The sequence below is a fragment of the Halalkalibacter sp. HAAS-P014 genome (assembly GCF_056619965.1).
The window spans coordinates 32104-53086 of the sequence record NZ_JBWQTV010000013.1 but is presented as its reverse complement, the minus strand read 5'-3'; the positions used below and the strand labels follow the sequence as shown (position 1 = coordinate 53086).

At 40.7% G+C, this 20983-nt stretch carries 14 protein-coding genes; 3 read left to right on the top strand and 11 right to left on the bottom strand.

The genetic code is table 11. The features are described from left to right. Position 1: 1 nt before the first annotated feature. Together AC1FXZ_RS10365 and AC1FXZ_RS10360 are read right to left on the bottom strand one after the other, a co-directional pair. Positions 2 to 769 (bottom strand): ABC transporter permease, encoded by a 768-nt coding sequence (locus AC1FXZ_RS10365; protein ID WP_480053249.1) that lies wholly within the window; start codon positions 767 to 769, stop codon positions 2 to 4. Positions 770 to 790: 21 nt separating this feature from the next. Further along, a complete protein-coding gene (locus AC1FXZ_RS10360) occupies positions 791 to 1843 on the bottom strand; it encodes a glycosyltransferase family 2 protein (RefSeq protein WP_480053247.1) in 1053 nt (350 codons plus the stop codon). Between the two features lie 294 nt (positions 1844 to 2137). Between AC1FXZ_RS10360 and AC1FXZ_RS10355 the strand changes: the two genes are divergently transcribed. From AC1FXZ_RS10355 to AC1FXZ_RS10345, 3 genes are all read left to right on the top strand, one after another. Next, positions 2138 to 4135 carry an InlB B-repeat-containing protein gene (locus AC1FXZ_RS10355; RefSeq protein ID WP_480053245.1) on the top strand — a complete coding sequence of 666 codons (1998 nt, stop codon included), beginning with the start codon at positions 2138 to 2140 and terminating at the stop codon, positions 4133 to 4135. Positions 4136 to 4210: 75 nt separating this feature from the next. Then, the gene (locus tag AC1FXZ_RS10350) at positions 4211 to 4939 is read left to right on the top strand and encodes an SGNH/GDSL hydrolase family protein (RefSeq protein ID WP_480053243.1); all 729 of its coding nucleotides are present in this window, start codon (positions 4211 to 4213) and stop codon (positions 4937 to 4939) included. Positions 4940 to 5226: 287 nt separating this feature from the next. Then, positions 5227 to 6858 (top strand): Na/Pi cotransporter family protein, encoded by a 1632-nt coding sequence (locus tag AC1FXZ_RS10345; RefSeq protein WP_480053241.1) that lies wholly within the window; start codon positions 5227 to 5229, stop codon positions 6856 to 6858. Positions 6859 to 6974: 116 nt separating this feature from the next. On the opposite strand, the gene AC1FXZ_RS10340 is transcribed toward AC1FXZ_RS10345, so the two are convergent. The 9 genes from AC1FXZ_RS10340 to AC1FXZ_RS10300 form a co-directional block, all read right to left on the bottom strand. Beyond that, the gene (locus AC1FXZ_RS10340; protein ID WP_480053239.1) at positions 6975 to 8306 is read right to left on the bottom strand and encodes a C40 family peptidase; all 1332 of its coding nucleotides are present in this window, start codon (positions 8304 to 8306) and stop codon (positions 6975 to 6977) included. Positions 8307 to 9425: 1119 nt separating this feature from the next. Next, entirely contained in the window at positions 9426 to 11189 is a 1764-nt protein-coding gene (gene atzF / locus AC1FXZ_RS10335; protein ID WP_480053237.1) for an allophanate hydrolase, read from the bottom strand. Positions 11190 to 11222: 33 nt separating this feature from the next. Continuing rightward, the gene (gene biuH, locus AC1FXZ_RS10330) at positions 11223 to 11915 is read right to left on the bottom strand and encodes a biuret amidohydrolase (protein WP_480053235.1); all 693 of its coding nucleotides are present in this window, start codon (positions 11913 to 11915) and stop codon (positions 11223 to 11225) included. A gap of 21 nt (positions 11916 to 11936) precedes the next feature. After that, positions 11937 to 13253: a cytosine permease gene (locus AC1FXZ_RS10325; protein WP_480053233.1), complete on the bottom strand. Its 1317-nt coding sequence runs from the start codon at positions 13251 to 13253 to the stop codon at positions 11937 to 11939. A gap of 52 nt (positions 13254 to 13305) precedes the next feature. After that, positions 13306 to 13956, bottom strand: coding sequence for a GntR family transcriptional regulator (locus AC1FXZ_RS10320; RefSeq protein WP_480053231.1), 651 nt, complete (start codon positions 13954 to 13956; stop codon positions 13306 to 13308). Positions 13957 to 14706: 750 nt separating this feature from the next. Further along, entirely contained in the window at positions 14707 to 16494 is a 1788-nt protein-coding gene (locus AC1FXZ_RS10315) for an NPCBM/NEW2 domain-containing protein (protein WP_480053229.1), read from the bottom strand. Beyond that, entirely contained in the window at positions 16481 to 17185 is a 705-nt protein-coding gene (locus AC1FXZ_RS10310) for a hypothetical protein (RefSeq protein ID WP_480053227.1), read from the bottom strand. Before AC1FXZ_RS10310 ends, AC1FXZ_RS10315 begins: the two co-directional genes overlap by 14 nt. A gap of 54 nt (positions 17186 to 17239) precedes the next feature. Further along, on the bottom strand, positions 17240 to 17422 hold the full coding sequence (locus tag AC1FXZ_RS10305; RefSeq protein ID WP_480053225.1) for a hypothetical protein: 183 nt from the start codon (positions 17420 to 17422) through the stop codon (positions 17240 to 17242). A 51-nt stretch (positions 17423 to 17473) separates the two neighbouring features. Continuing rightward, positions 17474 to 20746, bottom strand: a complete 3273-nt coding sequence (locus tag AC1FXZ_RS10300) for a serine/threonine protein kinase (protein ID WP_480053682.1) — start codon at positions 20744 to 20746, stop codon at positions 17474 to 17476. Positions 20747 to 20983 lie beyond the last annotated feature (237 nt).

Sequence of the window (20983 nt, the reverse complement as noted above, 5' to 3'; positions counted from 1 at the left end):
ACTAAATCACTTCTCCCATATCTCTACTCATGACATTAAACAATCTCCAAGAAAGAATAAAGAGTAAAAAAGTTATTAATACGCAATAAATAATCGATGCCATAGGTATTAGTTCTCCACCATAAAAAATGTAATGATACATTGAGATTATTGTTGCCATCGGATTTAACATATAAAGACTTAAGTATTGTTCAGGAATAACAGAGATCGGATAGATAATTGGTGATAAATACATCCACCCTCTCATGCCTAAGTTACTCATAAATTCAACATCTCGATAAAATACATTTAAACAGGAAAACAGTAGTGTGACACTTAATACCAAAATGAATTGAATAATGATAACAGCAGGCAATAAAAGTAATGATGTGAAATCAGGAGTCACCCCTAAATATATCCCGTAAGTAGTTACTAATAATAACGAAACGCCTAAGTTAATTAAATTTGTCGTGACTGTTGTTAGAGGAAAAAGCTGTCTCGGGAAGTACACCTTTTTAATCAGCGCTCTATTCGCTGTTAAAGATTTCGTACCTATTAAAACAGATTGACTCATAAACATCCACGGAATTAACCCTGATAGTAGAAAGAGTGAGTAATTCTCTATACCAAATCTCAAAATCAAAGAGAAAACAATTGTATAAATAATCATCAGTCCAAGTGGTTCAAGCAAGGACCAAAAATACCCAAACATTGTATTACGATACTTAACTTTTAATTCTTTGTGTACTAGATAGTATAAAAGTTGCTTATATTTAAAAATTTCTCGCATTTATCTCAACCTTAATGTTATCTATTTATTTGCAAATCTTGACGGCGCCTCTTTATATAAACTCCATTTAAAAAACCAATACTCTGGTTTGAAAAAAGCTAAAAATGAGCCCAACCCTCTTAAGAAATGAGTAGTAAAAAAGTTAATCATACAAGGAACAAGAAATTTCCATCCCTTTTTTTTGACTATTGGGAAACTACTTATAAGATTCAAAGCAGAATACAAAACAAACGTCATAATTAAAATAGAAAGAAAAAACCAATGAAAAAAAGAGCCCACAAATAAGAACAAGCCAGCCAGAAACGCAAATAATGGAACCTGATGTCTTATTTTTAAAGAACCTGGTGAGATTTGGTTAGCAATCATTGTCCATATCCCGTCTCCCAAGGATTTCATAGTTAGTCCTTTGAATGTGTCCCTAACATAATAGGTTGACTTAATTTTTGTCGACAAGAAAAAGGTTGCACCTTTTTTTTGCATTCTACGGTGCATCTCTAAATCTTCATTACGTTTTAATTTTTCGTTAAAAAGCCCGCACTGTTTAAAGATCTCAGCCTTATATGCGCCGTAAGGAACTGTATCAACAAAGCCTTCCCAATGACATTGATTAGTCAATGTCCTAAACTTTGAATTACCAACTCCAAAGGGATGAGAGTATACATATTCATTTACTTCACCTTGAAAACCTAATCCCTTTGAAACAATAATACCACCGACGCACGAAGCTTCAGGTTTCTTTAAGATAACTTCTTTATAATTTCTCAAGAAGTTGTTTGGTACATTAGCATGTCCATCAACCCTTAGAACGTAGGCACCCTTAGCCTTATTAATTCCAATATTCCAACCAACCGGCAGAGTTTTACCCGGATTATTATACAATCTTATGAAACCAGGGTTATTGTCAACATAATGCTTAACAATATCTAGTGTACCATCTGTTGATTCGCCATCTATTACAATAATTTCATACTTTTCCCTAGGGTAATTCTGACCACAAAAGGAGCGCAAAAGACGGCTTATATAATTTTTCTCATTCTTTACAACTAATAAAACTGAAAAATCTAGTTTTCGCATGAATAGCCTCTACTTAGTGATTTTTACTCTCATTATAAAAGTAAATGAGGGATTTCTTTTCAAATTAATTTCCAGATTGTATTGTACCATATTTTTTTATACTTTTTTTATTTCCCTAAACATTTTTAGTTACAACGTAATGCATAAAAATAATCATAACACAACTTTCGTAGATGAAAAAACGACAAAATTAGGTAACAGATGTGCTTTTTTTACATTTTTCCTTCCACTCTTTTTATATTGCTACTATAATCAGGTTAGTGAAATTCATATTTTATAAGGAAAGGGTTTGCTATGCTTAATAAGAGGCTATTTATTGTAAGTACTTCGACGGTAGCATTTTTGGTTAGTATCCTTATTATTTTTTCTGTACAAGCAAGTTCCTTGCCGGAGGTACTAGAGGATGCAAAGAGTTGGTATGAACAAGAGGCTTTTGATAAAAGTCTTGATGAATATCTAAAGGCTTTAGACATTGATCCTCTTAACGTTGAAGCAAGAATCGGAGCCGCTAACAGTTACGTTGAGTTAGCTCAGCTTGAGAATGCAGAATCTATAATACTGGAAGGTATAGATCTACTTGAGACTGAACCTATCTTCTACTCTTTCTTAGGTCAACTCTATATGAGTCAGTCAGATGTTTTTTCTGCTTTTTCTATTATGCAAATGGGCATTGAAGTTACTGGTGATACCGAGTTAAAGAATCAATTTAAGTCTATTAATGAAAATATTGTTATTCACCCTAATCGAGCGTACATACAGTCAGGATTTGACGTAGAACTTACTCTTGTTTGGATTGATGAGCAAGGCCGTCATATTCCACTTAAAGCTGATTGGAGTATAAATAACAATGAGATTGTTACCTTTTCTGTTAGTGAAAACTCAGAAGCTAGACTTTCTGCATTAAAAACTGGTAGTCTTCAAGTTTATGCCAATGCAGGAACCTTAACAAGGGAGCTAGAAATCGATGTGCTAGATCAAGTAGTTAAGGAGATCACTATTTCTTATAGTGAAAAAAGCACATATTCTGTAAATGAACATATTGATATTTTTCTTGAAGGCAGAGATTTCAATGGTGATATAATGCCTATCACTCCAGAGTGGTCATTAACAAAAAAGTTGGGCTCCTTAAATGTTCACGAAGGTCAAACAAGTGCTAGTTTTATTCCACTTGAAGAAGGAACTGAAGAACTTACCGTTTCATTTCAAGGGCTGGAAGAGACGATCTCCTTACGGATTGATGGTGAAAATAAATCAATTTTTTCTGAAGTAATTGGCCATGGAACCATTTTTACTAACCCTAACACTCACTCTTTTGAACCTAATAGCGAAGTTATAATAGAAGCAGTCCCTCAAGAAGGTTGGGAGTTTGCTGGATGGACTGGTGACCTTTCCGGTACTGAAAATCCGAAAACGGTTATTATGGATAAAAGCATAAACATCCAAGCAATTTTTGAAGAAAAGCAACAACACGAACAGGGGTTTCAACTTGCGACCTCAACAAATGGACAAGGAACTATTATACGCAGTTCTAACTCCACTCATTTTAATACTGATGAAACAGTTGCACTAACTGCACAAGCCGATGCAGGCTGGGAGTTCGTGAGGTGGTCAGGTGCCGTTTCTAGCACTAACTCAAATATTACTGTCCGAATGGATGATAATAAAAGTATCCAAGCTATTTTTGTTAAAAAGGAAACTTCATCTACACCAGAAGTAAATAAAAAAGACAGCCATGAAGACCCAGAATTAGAAGTGAAACCTGAACGAGAGCCTGAACCCAAAAGTTATGCCCTTACAACTTCAACTTCAGGTGAAGGTAGCCTCAGTAGAAGCTCAAATGAAAATAAATATAACGAAGGTAAGAGACTAACTCTTACAGCTTCACCAAAAAATAACTGGTCATTTAGTCATTGGGAAGGAGATGCTTCCGGGAACTCATCAACTATAACTTTAACTATGAATAGTAATAAAAACGTAAAAGCTATATTTATTGAGGATCCCAAACCAGTTGAATACTCCTTAATAACATCAACAGAAGGTAATGGAATAGTTTCTAAAAATAAAAGTGGGAATTCCTTTAAAGAAGGCAATGAAATCAGGTTAACAGCAGAGCCTAATGACGGTTGGAGTTTTGTAGGTTGGCAAGGCGACGCAACGGGCAATTCAAAGACAATGAACATTTCCATCCATTCTAATATGTCAATTAAAGCCGTCTTTGAAAAGGTTGAAGTTGAAGAGAGCAAGAAGGAAGCTGAAACTATTAAAGAAAATGATGATGAAAAAACTGAGTAGGAAGCAAGGAGGGGTCTTAGGCTCTTCCTTTTACTTAGGTCACTTTAACTTTTTTGAAAGGATACGATATTAATTATGAAACACTTTGTAACATTTGTCTTACTTCCAGGGTTGATCCTTCTTTTAATGGCTGGTCATTATTTTTATTATGAACATACATACGAAGTTAATGCTACACAAGCTGAACAAAACGAGTTCCTAGCCAGTGAAGATATAGAAGGTGTCATTGGCAACCTTAAATACAATAAAGAAGTTAATATAACTTTCTTTGGTTCATTATCAATCGCAAATCCTGATAACCCAGATGAAGCCTGGCCTGTACTTGTCTCAAATGAAATTTCAGAATTATTGCCAGACTCACAAATTAATAAAACAACTATTAACCTAGGTCGAGCAACTTCTTTAGAAGTAACAGATGAAAATATCCAACAGATTTTTTCGACTGAACCAGACATACTAATCTATGAACCTCTACTTTTAAACGACAATTCTAATATTAGGATTGAACAGTCACTTGAGCTACTAGAATTACGATTAGAGGAGATTCAAACAGCGCTACCAAATACAACGATTATTATCGTTCCATCCAATCCTATATATGGTGCGAATTTTTACTCTGAGCAAATTAATAAATTAAAAGAGTTCTCAGAAAACCATGGTTATCCGTACGCCAATCATTGGGAGGCTTGGCCTACTATAACTGACGAGACACTCAACGACTTTATTGAGAACGGGCGCCCGAATGAAGATGGTCACCGTATTTGGGCAAGTTATATGATGCAATACTTTATGCAAAACAATTAAAGGAAGGAACATCACAAACAATTCGGGATAGAGGAAAGACCATACTCTAACCCTCTTTTTTTGATATTTGTATGTTTTTATTCTTAGATTATGATTGCCTATGTAATAAATTGTAAAAACTTACTGTCGTAAATTGGTTGCCCATGTAACTTTCTTTCATTATAATTACCAAGAATCTATTATTATATTTGTTTAGTTACTTAGATGCATGAATCTAACAATAGACTAGACGCGTTACAAGTTAATCTGTTTTAAAAATAAAATCTATAACATCAAGATACGAAGGGATGAGATTTTTGGATTTACAAACGCTCTTGTTCATGTTTTTTGGAGGCTTAGGTATCTTCCTATTCGGTATTAAATACATGGGAGATGGCCTACAAAAAGTGGCCGGTGAAGGTCTTCGTGATGTCCTCGATAAGTTTACAACTAACCCTGTTATGGGAGTATTTGCCGGTATATTTGTAACGGTACTTCTGCAAACTAGCACAGGGACAACTGTTCTTACTATTGGACTTGTAAACGCCGGATTTATGACTTTAAAACAAGCAATTGGTGTCATTATGGGAGCCAATATTGGAACAACGGTTACGGCTTTTATCATCGGTATTAAAATTTCTGCCTATGCCTTACCAATTATTGCAATTGGTGCTGCATTAATTTTCTTTATAAAAGCTAAGAAAATCAATAATATCGGGCAGGTTGTTTTCGGATTTGGTGCCCTTTTTTATGGTCTAGACCTTATGGGAGAAGGATTAAAGCCTCTTCGTGATTTAGAAGCATTTGCTGAGCTAACAGTGAGCATGAGTGAAAACCCTCTTTTAGGTGTCTTAATTGGTACTATTTTCACAGTTGCTGTTCAAAGCTCCAGTGCCTCAATTGGATTGTTACAGCAATTATATGAACAAGGCGCTATGACACTTGATGCAGCACTACCTGTACTTTTTGGAGATAATATTGGTACAACCATTACAGCTATTCTTGCTTCAATAGGAGCATCTGTAGCAGCGAAAAGAGCTGCTTTAACACATGTTATTTTTAACTTAATAGGAACAATTATTGTTATAATTATTTTCCCAGTCTTCTTAAGTCTAGTTAGTTTTATAGCATTAGAATTAAATCTTAATCACCCAATGACTATTGCCTTTGCTCATGGTATTTTTAATGTGTCTAACACGTTAATTCAATTGCCATTTGTTGCTTTATTAGCGTTAATTGTAACTAAGATGGTTCCAGGTGATGATTACAGTATTGAATATAAAGCAAAGCATTTGGACCCTAGCTTTATCAAAAGTTCTCCAGCCATTGCCCTTGGACAAGCTAAGCAAGAGGTTTTACGTATGGCTGAGTTCTCTGAAAGAGGTTTGCATGAGGTCAGCCAATACTTGGAAACTGGACAAAAGCGACATGCAGAAATGTCTATTCAGTTCGAAGAAGCAATAAATAATCTTGACAGGAAAATTACCGATTACTTAATCCAAATCTCATCTCGTTCATTATCTGCCCACGATTCAAAGTTGCACTCGATGTTAATGAATACGATCCGTGATATAGAGCGAATTGGTGACCATATTGAAAATATAGTTGAGTTAAAAGATTACCAAAAAACTAATAAAGTCGATATCTCAGACAAAGCGCTTGAAGACTTACGTGAGATGTCGGAGTTAACACTTTCCACTTTGAAAGAAGCTATTCAATCATTAGAGCTTATAGACGGGGATATGGCGCGTTCTGTTCTGGAAAAGGAAGAAAAGATTGATAAGATGGAACGAAAACTCCGTAAGCAACATATTCAGCGAATTAACGAAGGTAAGTGTTCAGGTTCTGCCGGTATAATATTTGTAGATATTGTTAGTAATTTAGAACGTATTGGTGATCACTCAGTTAATATTGCAGAAGCTGTGATTGGAGAGAATTAAAAAAGTTACCTCTATATAAATCAATTACTTATGTTCCACGTGGGCCTCGTATGGTTACTTCATTTGTATTATAAAAGACTTGTTTTCTTAAATTAAAAGAAAACAAGTCTTTTTTTCTAATGCATTCTCTTCGCTCCAAGATACCGCTCTTTCCAATAACTATTATTCATACTCGTAATCGTAACACCTGTTGAAGATCCACTATGTACGAATTGGTTGTTGCCAATATAAATGCCGTTATGAGACGGGCCACTTGTGTATGTTTCAAAGAAAACCATATCTCCTACTTGTGGTTTTGAAACAGTCGTTCCTGCATTCCATTGCTGCGCGACTGTACGTGGTATCGAGATGCCTTGTTGTCTAAAGACGTATTGAGTGAACCCACTGCAGTCGAACCCAGATACTGTCGTGCCCCCCCATAAGTATGGTACGCCGATGTGGTTAGCTGCTTCTGCGACTAGGTTTGTCACTAGTGCAGATGAGTTACTAGAGCGTGATGTTTGTTGCACTGTTGACGAGCTACTAGATGAACTACTAGACGCACTTGATGACGATGACTTGTTTGTTGCAACTTCGCTTAGCTTGCCGATTGTTTGTGGGCCTGCGATTCCATCTACTCGTAAGTTATGTAATCGTTGGAAGTTACGTATTGCTGTTGTCGTGATACTTCCATAGTAGCCTGTCGGCTCTCTATCAAATACGCCGACTGAGCGTAACTGTTGTTGTAAGTTAGTAACTGCTTGTCCACCGCTGCCTTCACGCAGGATTGTTGATGTTGTTGATGTTGCAGTTTGTTGATTGCGATCTACCGTTTGGCTCGTGTCGTAGCTTGCTTGGTTCGCTGTTGGCTCATTGATTAAATGAGATAGTGTTTGTGGGCCGACAATGCCGTCTACCGTAATTCTTGCCGCACGTTGGAAATCGCGAACAGCTTGTTCTGTTTGGCGTCCGAACTGCCCTGTAATTTTCGCAGAATAGAAGCCTTGCTCTTTCATCTTGCGTTGCAGTTCTTCAACTTGTGCACCACTTGAGCCCACACGTAATAGGCCTGTGATGGATGCAGATGTTGACGAAGAAGATGAAGAAGATGATGCAGTTGAAGATGAGTTTGATGAGCTCGACGATGGAGCTTTATCACCCATTAAATCTAATAGCTTCCCTAATGTTTGTGGGCCGGCAATGCCGTCTACTTGCAAATTATGTGATCTTTGGAATTCACGGACAGCACTTGCAGTAATCGTGCCGTAATACCCTGTTGATTCAGGATGACCGAAAAATCCTTTTTTCTTTAATGCGTCTTGCAAGTCCTTAACGTCTGGATCGCTCATACCTTGGCGCAGTGTTTGGTCGCCAAGAGCTGCATCTGCTACATGTGGGGTTGCTAGCAAAATACCCGTAGCAAATGTAGACGAAAGAACTACTTTGCGTAGCGCTGATACTTGTTTCATCTACAGATAACCTCCTCTTTCAACATAATCTATAATTTTTAGTTAATTTTACTATTTAATGGACAAATTTACTAGTTACTTTTATGTTACAAATTTCGCGCGAGAGTATGGGGTTACTAGATTCTCGGGATTGGGGTCAGACACCGCGTTGGTGCTGTGCAGTAGGAAAGCAGGGACAGACACTTCTTTAGTCTGATAAAGATGTATTTTATATGTGTATTTTGTTTGTTAGATATGCTGACGAGATTCGATACAGGTGCGGGGCTTGTTGGTATGATTAGTGTAACAAATGAATGAGGAGGAGGAGTGTATATGAGAAGGAGAAAGTTGAAGAATCCAGGGGTTTTGACGTTGTTGGTGCTTGCTGTTTCGGTGTTTTTTTCTTGAGTGATAGGGTGAGGTGGTTGATGGGTTAGGTTTAAGGTACATTCCATATATAGATTTTATATGTGTCTACTAAGTTGTGGGAGGAGTCCTTATGGCGAATAAAAGGCTTAGAAATCCTAATGTGTTTGTCCTGTTGGCTTTGACTTTTTCGGTGTTTTTTTCGGGTCGTAATAGATTGTAGAATTTTGTGGTTGAGTGAGTTGGGGAGTTTGCTAGTACACGCTTTTATATATAGAAGGAACAAGATCTAAAGGCAAGGACACTCGTGTAAATCCAGGAAGGGCCATGGCTTCACTCGCCGTGCGCTTTTTGAGAAAACCACTCAAAAAAGCTTAAAGATACGGCGGCTTCGCACATGGCATTAAAGCCAGTGAAAAAGGTAAAAACACCTTTTTCACTGGCTTCTAGAAATCCTAATGTGTTTGTCCTGTTGGCTTTGACTTTTTCTGTTTTTTTCAGGTCGTAATAGAGTATAGTCATTTTGTAGATTGAGTGAGTTCGGGAGTTTGCTAGTATACATTTTATATGCAGAAGGAACAAGATCTTAAGGCAAGGGCTCTCGGGTAGTTTCATGGAAGCGCAATGGCTTCGCACGTTACGCGCCTTTCTATGAGAAACCCACTCATAGAAAGGCTTTCAAAAGAGGGTAACGGCTCCGCGCATTGCTTGCAGGCCACTGAAAAAGGGAATAGCACCCTTTTTCAGTGGCCTGCAAATACTAGTAATTTATAGTCACGCAAGCCCAGCGGGACAGACCCTAGTGCTTTCCAGGTGGCGTCTCCAGCCCCCTGCTGCTGAGATATCCTCGGCGCCTTTTGCTGCGTAAGCTTCACAAACAAAGCCGGGTACTTCTGTGCCATCTGAAAGCTCGACTTTGCCGATCCCTAGTGGGGCCATTATCGTAGCAGTAAAGGCGCCAAACTGCTCAAGTGGCATTTCCCATAATTCGATTTCAATCGATTGTCCTCCATTTTGCTGCTTAATTAAGCCCGGTTTGGCAGGAACTGTTGGTAGTTTAACCATTTGATAAGCTGCCGCCGTTTTCGTCTCCTTCACAAAACGCGCGCCAAACTCCAGCATTTGCTTTTCAAGAGGATACCCCGTCATATGCAGGCCGCAAACAGCCACAAGCGTTGTTTCATTTGCCTGCCGCTTCAAGAAACGATCTGCCCCTCCGCAAATGAAATCCTCATTTTCACTAAGTGCAAACAACGTAAGGCCAAACGGGACCCTCTCTGCTGCCTCCCCGGCCGGTATAGCGACAGCACATAAATCTAATAAATTGCAATGATTGGTATACTGCCCCATATAACTGTTTGTCGCAACCGGGTTTTCCCTCACTTGTTCACGTGTCCACGTTCCTCCTGCTGTCGGCATGACGAGAACGCCATTTTCAAGTAACCTGCGTGCTTTCAGTTTAAGCTCTTGCAACTTATACTGAGCCTTAAACAAAGAAGCAGCCGTGTAACCTTTGTTTTCACCCGTACGGATGATTTCTTCTGTCACTGGAAATGTTTTGTTTGGATTCGCTTCAATAAACTCTCCCAAAGCAGCCCATCTTTCTGCCACCCATGGGCCGTTGTACAATAAAACTGCAGCTTCTTTAAACAGATCCGTATCAATATATTTAATTGGAACGTTCAACCCTTTTAAGTGCTCCAATGATTTATGCCACGCTTGACGGTACTCTTTTGCATAAGGTCCATAAAAATGGATTGGTTCTTTCGGGATGAAAAACACATTTGGGAGTTTCATTCCCGGAACCGGAAATTTACGCGACCATGGATCTTCGTCGTTGACGCCTCTTGCTACTTTATCAACCAGCAGGGCTTCCTCTAAACTATGGCTGAAGACATTTATGCAATCAAGACTTTCACAGGCCGGAACGACTCCTTTTGTTGACCAGGCGCCGACACTCGGTTTATAGCCGACGAGTCCATTTAACAGCGCTGGTATACGCCCTGACCCGGCTGTATCTGTTCCAAGGGAAAACACGGCTTGCCCCCTTGCCACAGCGACGGCAGAACCTGAGCTAGAGCCGCCGCTGATCAGTTCCTCGCGCAAAGCGTTATGTGTCTCGCCATAAGGGCTTCTCGTTCCGACTAACCCTGTTGCAAACTGGTCTAAATTCGTTTTTCCAATCGGAATGGCCCCTGCTGCAATAAGGCGCTCAACCACGTAAGCATGGTCGGCCGGTGTATAGGAAAAATCGGGACAGCCTGCTGTTGTCGGTATTCCTGCAACATCTATATTATCCTTCACCGCAAATGGAATGCCCCATAGTGGGAAACTATCTTTTGGCAGAGCCTCCAACTTTTCAAGATACGGCTTCACAAGTTCTTGTGCCGGCGCTGTAATCCAAATATTCATCGAGGCATCAGCAGTTGCCCGTTCAATAATCTCGGCTACCACCTCTTCTGGTGTTAATTCATCTGATAGATACTTTTCACGTAGCCATTCGACCGTTAGTTTTTCAGGTAACATCGTTGTTTTCATTTTTTCACACCTACTTTTCCCTTAAAAATAAAGTTATGCCTTCACCGTACTTGAAGCCAGAGCTTGAATGACTTTTTCTGAGGAACTGACACTTCCAAATACCCCGCCTTGCATTTGCACCATTTTAAGGGCCGCTAGGTGATTATCATGATCTGTTGCTCCTGTGCAGTCCTCTAATAGTAAACACTCATACCCGCGGTCATTTGCTTCACGCATCGTTGTATGAACGCACACATCTGTTGTAATTCCCGTTAAAATAAGATGCGTAATTCCTTTCGTTCGTAAAATCAAATCTAAATCAGTTGCATAAAAGCTTCCTTTACCTGGCTTATCAATGATGATCTCCCCTTCTTCTGGAGCAAGTTCATCAATGATTTCATGGCCTTTCTCCCCGCGAATTAAGATGCGGCCAGCTGGACCTTTAGAGCCGATTTCTGCCCCGATTTTCTTGCTTCTCCATCTTTTATTTGCGGGTAAGTCTGATAAATCAGGTTTATGCCCCTCCCTTGTATGAATCACCGTAAAACCTGGTACTTCTCGGGCAACTGATAACAGATTTTTTATCGGTTCAATCGCTCTTCTTGTCAGTGATAAGTCATATCCCATCCGGTCCACATACCCTCCGTATCCACAAAAGTCTGTCTGCATATCAATAACAATTAACGCTGTTCTTTCCGGGACTAACTCGTAATCATAAGGCCAGTTGTATGGTTTTGCTTCAATCATATTTCATACCCCTTTCGTTATTTACGCAATTTTTGTATCGTCTAATGGATTGCTTGATTGTTTTTTCATTTTTTCAAAGACAAAGTACAACATTCCACCGACAAGTACTCCGACATATGCTGACGGGATAAATGGATACAATGTTTGGATCGTAAAGGCAACCACACTTGCTATGACCCATGATAAAAAGGCTGTGCGATTGACTGTTGGAATAAATGATCCTTCTGTTTTAAAGCGTTGTAACTTATTACGGTAAGCAAAGTAAAAGTCCGCGATGATAATCCCGCCCACAGGTGGAATCACGACTCCGAGAAGCTCAAGCCATTGCTCAAACTTTCCAAATGCCCCGATCGATGCTATGACAGCACCGGCAACCCCCAGCACGAGCAAAACTTTTTTCTCTGACACATCTCTTTTTAAAATGGTGGATAATTGGTTCGTAAAGCCAAGTCCTGCATTATACAAGCAATTATCACATGTTGACCATAAGTTTAATGCTGTCATTAGCACCCCAGGTACGATCAACCCTAAAGCAATCAAAGCTGTAAAAATATCTGTACCGTGTCCTGATGCAGAAAGGAAAAGTCCAAAGACCATTGCAGAACCTAACCCAACGATGAATGCGAGAAAATGAATAATGATAATATCCTTTGCGCTGCGAGCCCAACGAACAAAGTCACCTGTCATAGTTGCTGAAGCAATGAATGCACCTGCTACTAACGAAACCGCAACGCCCATTCCCATCTCGCCTTCACCACCGGAAAAAGCGAATGTCACAGACGAATCAGTAAACATTTGATACGATGCCAATGTACCTAAAATTAAGAAACTCGGAACAACGAGATAACTTAGAACAACCATTGCTTTATATCCTAATAAAGCTGTTTGCATGAACAAAAGCGAAAAACCAAGCGTGATCACCCAACGAGGAACGCCTTCAAGCAACGATGTTGATAGCAACACCCCGAACATATCAGCTTGAACGGCGAACCAACCTAGAACCGATAACGACATAATACAAGAAACAAGTAAATATCCTTTCGAACCAAAACTTCGCTTAATAACTAAATGGAAATTCAATCCTGTTTTAAATGAAATATAGCCGATCAGCGACCCGTAAATGAATAACAGCAAGTTTCCGATAAAAATGGCAATTAACCCTTTTTGAATTCCGACTCCTTGCCCAACAACTCCTCCAAGCGCTGCCAGTGAGGCAGCCATCGTAAAGCCCATCCAAATGACAGCGATTTGGATCCAATGTCTCCTTCTGTCTGTCGGCACCGGGCCGTGTGCATACTCTTCGGTTTGTGCGCTTTTCACTTTTTCAATTAGTCCCATTTTTTCTTCCTCCTTTATTACTCTCTATAAATAGACCGAATATTCAATCTTTTCATTTTGCAGGAAAGCCTTTGATAATCGCTTGACAGGTATCATCCAAGTGCTCAATGATAACACCTATTAACTCTTCAATCTTTTGTTGTTCGATGTATTTTACAATTAAATAATGCTGGTCCTGAGAAGACTCAAGCGATGGAACAAACTGACTGTAAATGTACATATACGGTGTCACTTTATCCCAGACATTTGTGACCAACTGAATAAGGGAAGGAGAATTTGCACATTCATAGATGGCTAGATGAAACGTACGGTTTAACTGCTGCCAATCGCTATTAGATCGCCTTGCATCATCCATTTGAGTGACAAGATCTTTTAACTCCTCCAATTGGTCAGGTGCGATCTTCGGCATTGCCCATTCGATCGCAAGCGTCTCTAGTCGCTTACGGATTGCAAATAACTGTACAACTTCGTCCAATGATAAGCTGCGAACGATCACGCTGCGCTTCTCATAGAAAACAAATCCTTCCGCTTGCAGTCTCCTTAACGCCTCCCTGACCGGCATGGTACTTACGCCAAATTTCTCAGAAACTTGCCTAATCGTAATCCGTTCTCCCGGCTGTATTTTCCCAATTGCAATCTGATAGCGAAGCCGGTCATACACCTCCGTACTTACCGTTGATAATGAAATATATTCTTTTTCCATGGACACCCCACCTATTTTGTTGTGATAACAGATTTGTGATCACAATTAAAAGTTTATTATTCAATTAGAAGTGTAAGATTTTGCGAGACGTTTGTGTGATTCGTGATTTGTGATCACAATTAAATTTCTACTAATCATGTCTTTCTCTTACAAAGATCATATTAAAGGACCTTAAACACTTTTTCAGCTATCCTGTCAGCATTTCTGACAGACTATTTCGAAAACATAATAAATTATCCCGCTTTTCAAGAGGCAAGTGCCTACCTGCCAGGATCAGAGGAGATTGCTGATTATGCTGGGATGCAGATATACTTTTTTTAATCAGGAGAATCATTTTTGTCCAAAAAAACAGCACAAAAAAAGAGAGAACACCCTCCTGTTCTCCCCCTGCTATATAAAACTATTATTAACCTACTGATCGTAGTCTTCTGTCATCGGTTGGCTGATCCAAGTTTCAATTAAATCATAGACCGTGTAATTCGGAATGCTGTAATGCTAGTGGGCCAGTCCCGACGCTGCTGTGCAGCAGTGCAGCGGGGACTGGCCCTTCTTTATTAAAGCCGTACCTTTTGAAGATTTAAGCAAGAGACAAATGATCTAAAGGCAAGGACGCTCGGGTAGGTTCAAAGAAGGGCCATGGCTTCTCTCGCCGTGCGCTTTTTGAGGAAACCACTCAAAAAGCTTAAAGGAATACGGCGGCTTCGCACATGGCATTAGCAACTGAAAAAGGTAAAAAACAACCTTTTTCAGTTACTTCATTTGCAGTGTGCCGTTTCCTAGTAGGACGATTTGGCGGCCTTCGTCGCCTTGTTCTTGTTCTACTGTGATTTCGAGTGTTGCGACATCACTTACGTCTAGTTCTATTTCTCTTGTTTCTGCTTCTGATCCGAGTGTGATTTTCTCGATCTCTTCACCGTCAGCGAGTATGATCACGTCGCTTGCTCCGTAGTCTGAGCTTGCGTAGCGTGCGTCAATAGCGAGTTGGGCGTTGAACGTTTCAAACGCTTCGCCTAAGTGGAAGGTAACATGCCCAGCTGAGGATCCCCATCCACGGCTTTCTTGCATCGCAAAGACATTCACGAATGTCTCGCCTTCAGCGTCACGATAGAACGAGTTTTGACTGCCATCATAGTTAAGCGTTACAGATCCTGATGTTTCGTGTGGGGTATTGACTAGGTTCACCGTTTCACCTGTTACTTCTTCACCAGTATGAAGGTTGATCACCTTCACTGAATCCATGAGTCCAATGTAGATTTTGTCTTCTATGTCTAACAACGGGCTACTTCCATAGTTCGCGACACCAGCAATTGATTTCTCGATATCGGCAAACAATGTTTCATTTAAACCCCATGTATTCAGATTACGATCTCCTGGACGCCAAATGAATAGGCGTTCTGAGAAGTCAGTATCTTCTGTTGCACTCACATTTCCTTCATACGAAATCGAGTTGTTTTCTACTGCAAGTGATGAAATCGATACTGTTGTATCATTTTGTGAGAATGTCAGCGGGCCCGTAAAGGTATCATGGCCCAATCTCAATACAGCTTCAATTCGCTCTGTTCCTTCTGCCTCAATAGAAAGAGATTCCATGTCTTCCATGAAGTTAAATTGATAATCAAGACGTTGCAAGTTCAATTCTAGATTTGATGTAAGGGTTTGTTCTCCGATCATATAGTCTTCGTACGCTAACCATCTTACATTGCCAGAATCACTGTAGTCACCATTTTCGAAAATCGATCTAGTCGTTAAGCCTAGGTTTTCTGCTGCATCCTTTAGTTCACCTTCAAACTTAAAGAATGCTTTTAGGCTACCGTCACGGACGCCGGTACCAACTAGTGTAATGGTTCCGTAATCTTCGTCATACACGACCTCGTTGATCGCATCAATATTTAACGGGAATGCAATAAAACGCTCTTCTTCTTCTCTGATTTTTTCTTGGTATCTCTCAACATCGCCTGCTACTTCTGGGAAGGCATATTCAAGGCTTGAGATCGCATCAATTTTTTGGCTTGCTTCTTCAAACAGCATTTCTTCTAAGTCACTTTCAACTTCTTCTGTGAAGACAGCGATAATGTTTTCTTGTACTGCTTGATCAAATTCTGTTCTCATATCTAAGACTTCAGCATAAAGCCCGGTGTTTGCAAACTCTTCTAGTTGATAATACAAGTCGTCCATTTGGCTTTTTACCATGGCAACATGAGAAGCATGATCAAGATTGATCTCGATGTTCTCGACTTCTTCTTTTAAGAGATCCGTTGCTGATTGCAAGTCGCCGATTCTTGTTTTTAAGTGTTCAGCATTTGCAAGTAAGTTTTCAACGATGAGAAGTCGGCTGTGTCCGTATGATAGTTGATTTGGATCCATTTCCAAGATTTCTTGATATACGGCAACTGCTTCATCCATCTCTAGTTCTGCACTGTGGTGATCAGCTTGACTCATCAAGTTTTCATAGGTCGCATCTGGTCCACCACAGCCTACCAATGCTAAAGCTGGTACGAGAACGAACAAAGGTTTCATTATTTTTTTACCAATTGTCATTGCTTACACCACCTTGCTCTTTTTTTGCTAGAAATGGCAATGTTCCATTTTTGTATTTCTTAAAGCCAAAATATCCAGCAACTCCAAGTCCTGCTACGATTAAGATTGTTAAGAGAATTCCAGAAGATCCTCCACTTGGTTGATAGATAACTGATACGTTGGAACTGTCGACAGCAATTGTATCCTGCGTTCCATCTACTAAACTCCCACCAGACAGGTACTGCACGTTACCTGGTACCGTAATCGTCGTTTCAAGTGAGTTATCAAGGTTATTCAGAACTACGATTGGCAGGCTATCAACAGAGCCTTCTGTAATATCCAGTTCATCGACTCCTTCAACAGGATAGAGTGATGTAACCAAATCCGGGCGGTAACGTAACATATCTTCTACTGGTACAAAAAGTGAATTAGAGTCAAAGAAGAGATTATGGAATTCTACTTCTGCTCTTACTACTCCGTTTCTTGATTGAATTCTTCGCACATTCGCCACTTCTTCGCCTGCGTAACTATTCGCTTGTGCGACTCCATCGTTAATCTCTCTTTCGATTTCTTGCTCTGTTACGAAACCATCCATTTCCACTTCATACGTGAACATCGCCGATCCGTCTTGGTTGAGGTCGACATGTAATGAGCCACAGCCTGCTAACAGTGCTGCGAGCAGTATTATGAGTCCTACTAGTTTTTTTTGCACGGTTTTTGCCTCCTGGATTTTGGTTTTGTTTGTTTATGTAAATGGCTTTGTTTGTTATGTGTTTTCAGAGATGAAGAGCTTTTTGTATGCTTCTTCGAGGAAGGGCAATGGCTTCTCTCGTTGCGCGCCTTCAGAGATGAAAACCTTTTGCATGCTTTCTCGAGGAAGGGCAATGGCTTCTCTCGTTGCGCGCCAGCTATGAGAAACCCACTCATAGCTGGCTTTAAAAGATTGCAACGGTTTCGCTCATTGCTTCGTTAACCCCAAGGCCAAGTTCGGGCCTTTGGGTTAACTCTCGTAAATCAGTCCTTTTATCTCAAAGCTTGATTGTTTTGCACTGTCACCTTCGACGCTTTCATTTTTTATTTCTATTTTTAGTAGTTTCCCTTGTTCGACTGGGATGTCGATGTAGATTGGGATGTCGTTTGTTGCTGTGATTTGTTCTGTTGTGTAAATGATCTCGTCATCTAGTGAGATCTCGAGTTGGAACGGAATGCCTCCGCTTGGGATAATCGTTCCGAATAGTCGGCCTTCGTCTTCGTTGTACGGGTTAATGTCAAAGATGAACGAGTCATGGTTTGATCCTGATTTCGTCGAGATCTTTCGGTAATCATCATTGTTTGATGATGTTCCTCTCTCCCATGTGCCGGTCGTGCTTGCGAAGTTTTGCTCCCATAAGGCAATTCGGTTTGTTGCTTGGCGCTGTTCGCTTTGTTCGGTTACATCTAGGATGAAGTCTTTTATTTGGAAATGAGAGGTTGCATCGGCATCACCACTGACGCTCTCATTGATCACTTTGACTGTTAATATGTCACCGGAACCGACCGCGACTTCAAACGGTTCAGGGATGCTGCTGTTTGAGACAATTTCTGCCGTTTGATGGACGAGCCTATCATCAATGTAGAATGCAAGCTGATAATCAATTCCTTTGATCGGCAACACTTTCCCACTCACCCTGCCTTTTGCAAGCTGGGCTGATTTCAGATCAAACGTCGCAAAGTCATGGTTGGATGCTGATGAGTTTTCAAGCGTTCGATAGTCATCAAGATGTGATCTTGTTCCTCTGCTCCAGCTTCCTCTGTTGGCATAAATCCCTTCCGTCCAGAGACTTACTCGTTCAATCGTGCTGTCTCTGTCGACTTTTTCATGGATATCAAGAATAAAGTCTTTCAAGTAGATGCCCGATGTTTGATCGCTGTCGCCACTAACGCTTTCGTTCACAACTTTTACCGTCACGAGCGACCCTCTTGAAACTGGTACGCTAAATGGGATCGGTACATCGTCTTGTGGTGTCATCACTTCCGTTTTATGAACAATACTTGAATCAATGTAAAACTCAAGCTGGAAGTCAATTCCTCTTTCTGCGATCACACGGCCTTTCAACTCGCCCCATTGCATCTGGTAGGAGCTTATATCAAAGGTGACAAAGTTGTGGTTCTCGCCAGTTGTCGCATACACATTGCGGTACTCATCTAGATGGGACCTCGTTCCTCTTGACCAACTGCCTCGCGCTCCGTACACATCATTTTCCCAGAAGCTTACTTTCTCATCTGGTGTCGCCCCAATCGCTTGCTCCTCAACCCGTAAAGTCGGGTCTTTGATGAGAAGGTCGGTTACACTCGAGCTGTCTCCTGTTACGCTGTCACTATCAATTTTCATCGTTAGTAGCGTCCCAGCTGGTACATCAAATTCAACGCTCGAATTTGTTTTGCTTTCGTGAATGAGCTCGGAATCAATGTAAAATTCGATCGTCGCATCTAGGCCACTTTGCTTTTCGATATAGGCTGAGAACGTTCCACTGTGGAGCTTGTATTCGGACAGATCGAAGGTGACGCTCTCGTTGTTTTTCCCACTTGTTGTATAAACGGATTGATACGTATCAAGATGCGATCTTGTTCCTCTACTCCAACTTCCGTATGAAGCGTAAATGCCTTCTTCCCAGAAGTTAACTTGAATCGGGTTATCGAGCTCTTCAATCGTGACGTCTTTTTCCCATTGCTCGATCGTAAACGTTTCTGAGATCGCGCCAATTTCTGATTTTGCTTGATAGACAGCCACTTCGATTTCATATTCGCCTTCGTCTTCAGGCGTCCACACAAACGAATTGTCTTCTGTTGTGATTTGCTCGATCACCTCACCGCCGAGGTGAATGCTCCATTCATAGTCGAGCGCGTCTTCTGTATTTACATCAACCGTCCATGTAATGTCAGCTCCAGGCATTTGTGGCCCTAAGCGATCCGAACGTAAAAATTGGATGATGTCCTCTTCTTGTGTGAGCTCTAGCTCTTCTTCGCTCTCTTCAGCAGCTATGACAAATGCTTCTGCTCTAAATGGGACTGCTTCGCCTGAAATGTTGATGACAACCTCGGCTTCATACACCCCTTCTTCTGCTGGTGTCCATGAAAATTGTTGTTCATTTGTAAGTGTTGTCTCTTCGACCATGGCACCGTCTTGGTAGACGTTCCATTGATACTCATACGGTCCATTTTCAGAGTCATGCTCAACTGTCCATATCAGTTCTGTGCCAAGTGGTTGCGGGCTTATCGTATGAGCCGTTACGGAAACATCGCCAAGCTCACTCATCTCCTCACTTGCGACTTCTTTCTCGACAGCGACTGTGACCGGCTCTTGTGAGACGCGTTTGTTCCATTGGTCATAGCCGATATAGGAAAGGACTCCGAGTAAAAGTAGGATGGAGAGACTGTATTTTGTAACGGTGATTGCTTTTCGTTTCAATCGGTCCATAAACGTTAGCTCGCTGTTGATCAATTCTTGTATGTAGAGAAGCTCCTTTTTTACTGCTGCAGCGTTCTTGTGTCTGTCTTTTCGGTTTAGCATTGTTGCTTTATTGACAAATTGTACGAGCTCAGAAGGCAGATCTTTTCGTAATTTGTTGAGTGGCTTTTGTGTTGCAAGAAGGTATTTTCCACCACTTAATAAGTAATACATCGTCGCACCTAATGAGAAAATGTCCGTGCGTCCATCCGTTTGCATGCCTTCTTCAAATTGTTCAGGAGCGGCAAAGCCACTTGAGCCAATTAACTCCGTATCAGAGTCACTTCCTTCTTTAAACTTACGTGCGATCCCAAAGTCAATCAGTTTGACCCGGTTTTGTCCGTCGATCATAATATTGCCTGGCTTTAGGTCGCGGTAAATAATCGGAGGCTTTTGGCTGTGTAAGTAGTCAAGCAAATCACAAATCTGAATCGCATAGTCTACGATTTGTGCGTAGGAGAGATTTTCGCGCTGAAACTTCTCAAGCAACGTTTCTCCATCTATATAATCCATCACAAGGTAAATAAAGCCATTCTCATCGCGTGAATAGTAATCAACGATCTGAGGGAGATTCGGGTGGTTGAGTTGAACGAGCATTTGCGCTTCTGCGATGAAGTGGTCGGAGTATTCTTGGTCAATGCGCGTTTCTTTAATGGCCCAGTATTTCCCTTCAAGGCGCAGGTCTTCTGCTAAGTAAACCGTCCCCATCCCACCTTGACCAAGGAATGACGTGACCTTGTAGCGCTCATAAAGTACGGCACCTATATGCAGCTGTGTTTTCGTCATATCCAAGCGTTTTCGCCCCTTTCTGTTGTGTAATGTGTTTTGGGGTCAGACACCTCTTTAGCGTGCTAAAGAGGTGTCTGACCCCAAAACTAAAAAGGAGTCGCTACTATTAGAAGCGACCCCTTTTTGCCCCTTCAAGGAAAAAAGACCTAAACATTTTCGTCAGGTCTTGTTTATTTGTCATCTTATATTGAAACATTTTTTCATTCCAATACATCTGATTCATTACTGCTTATA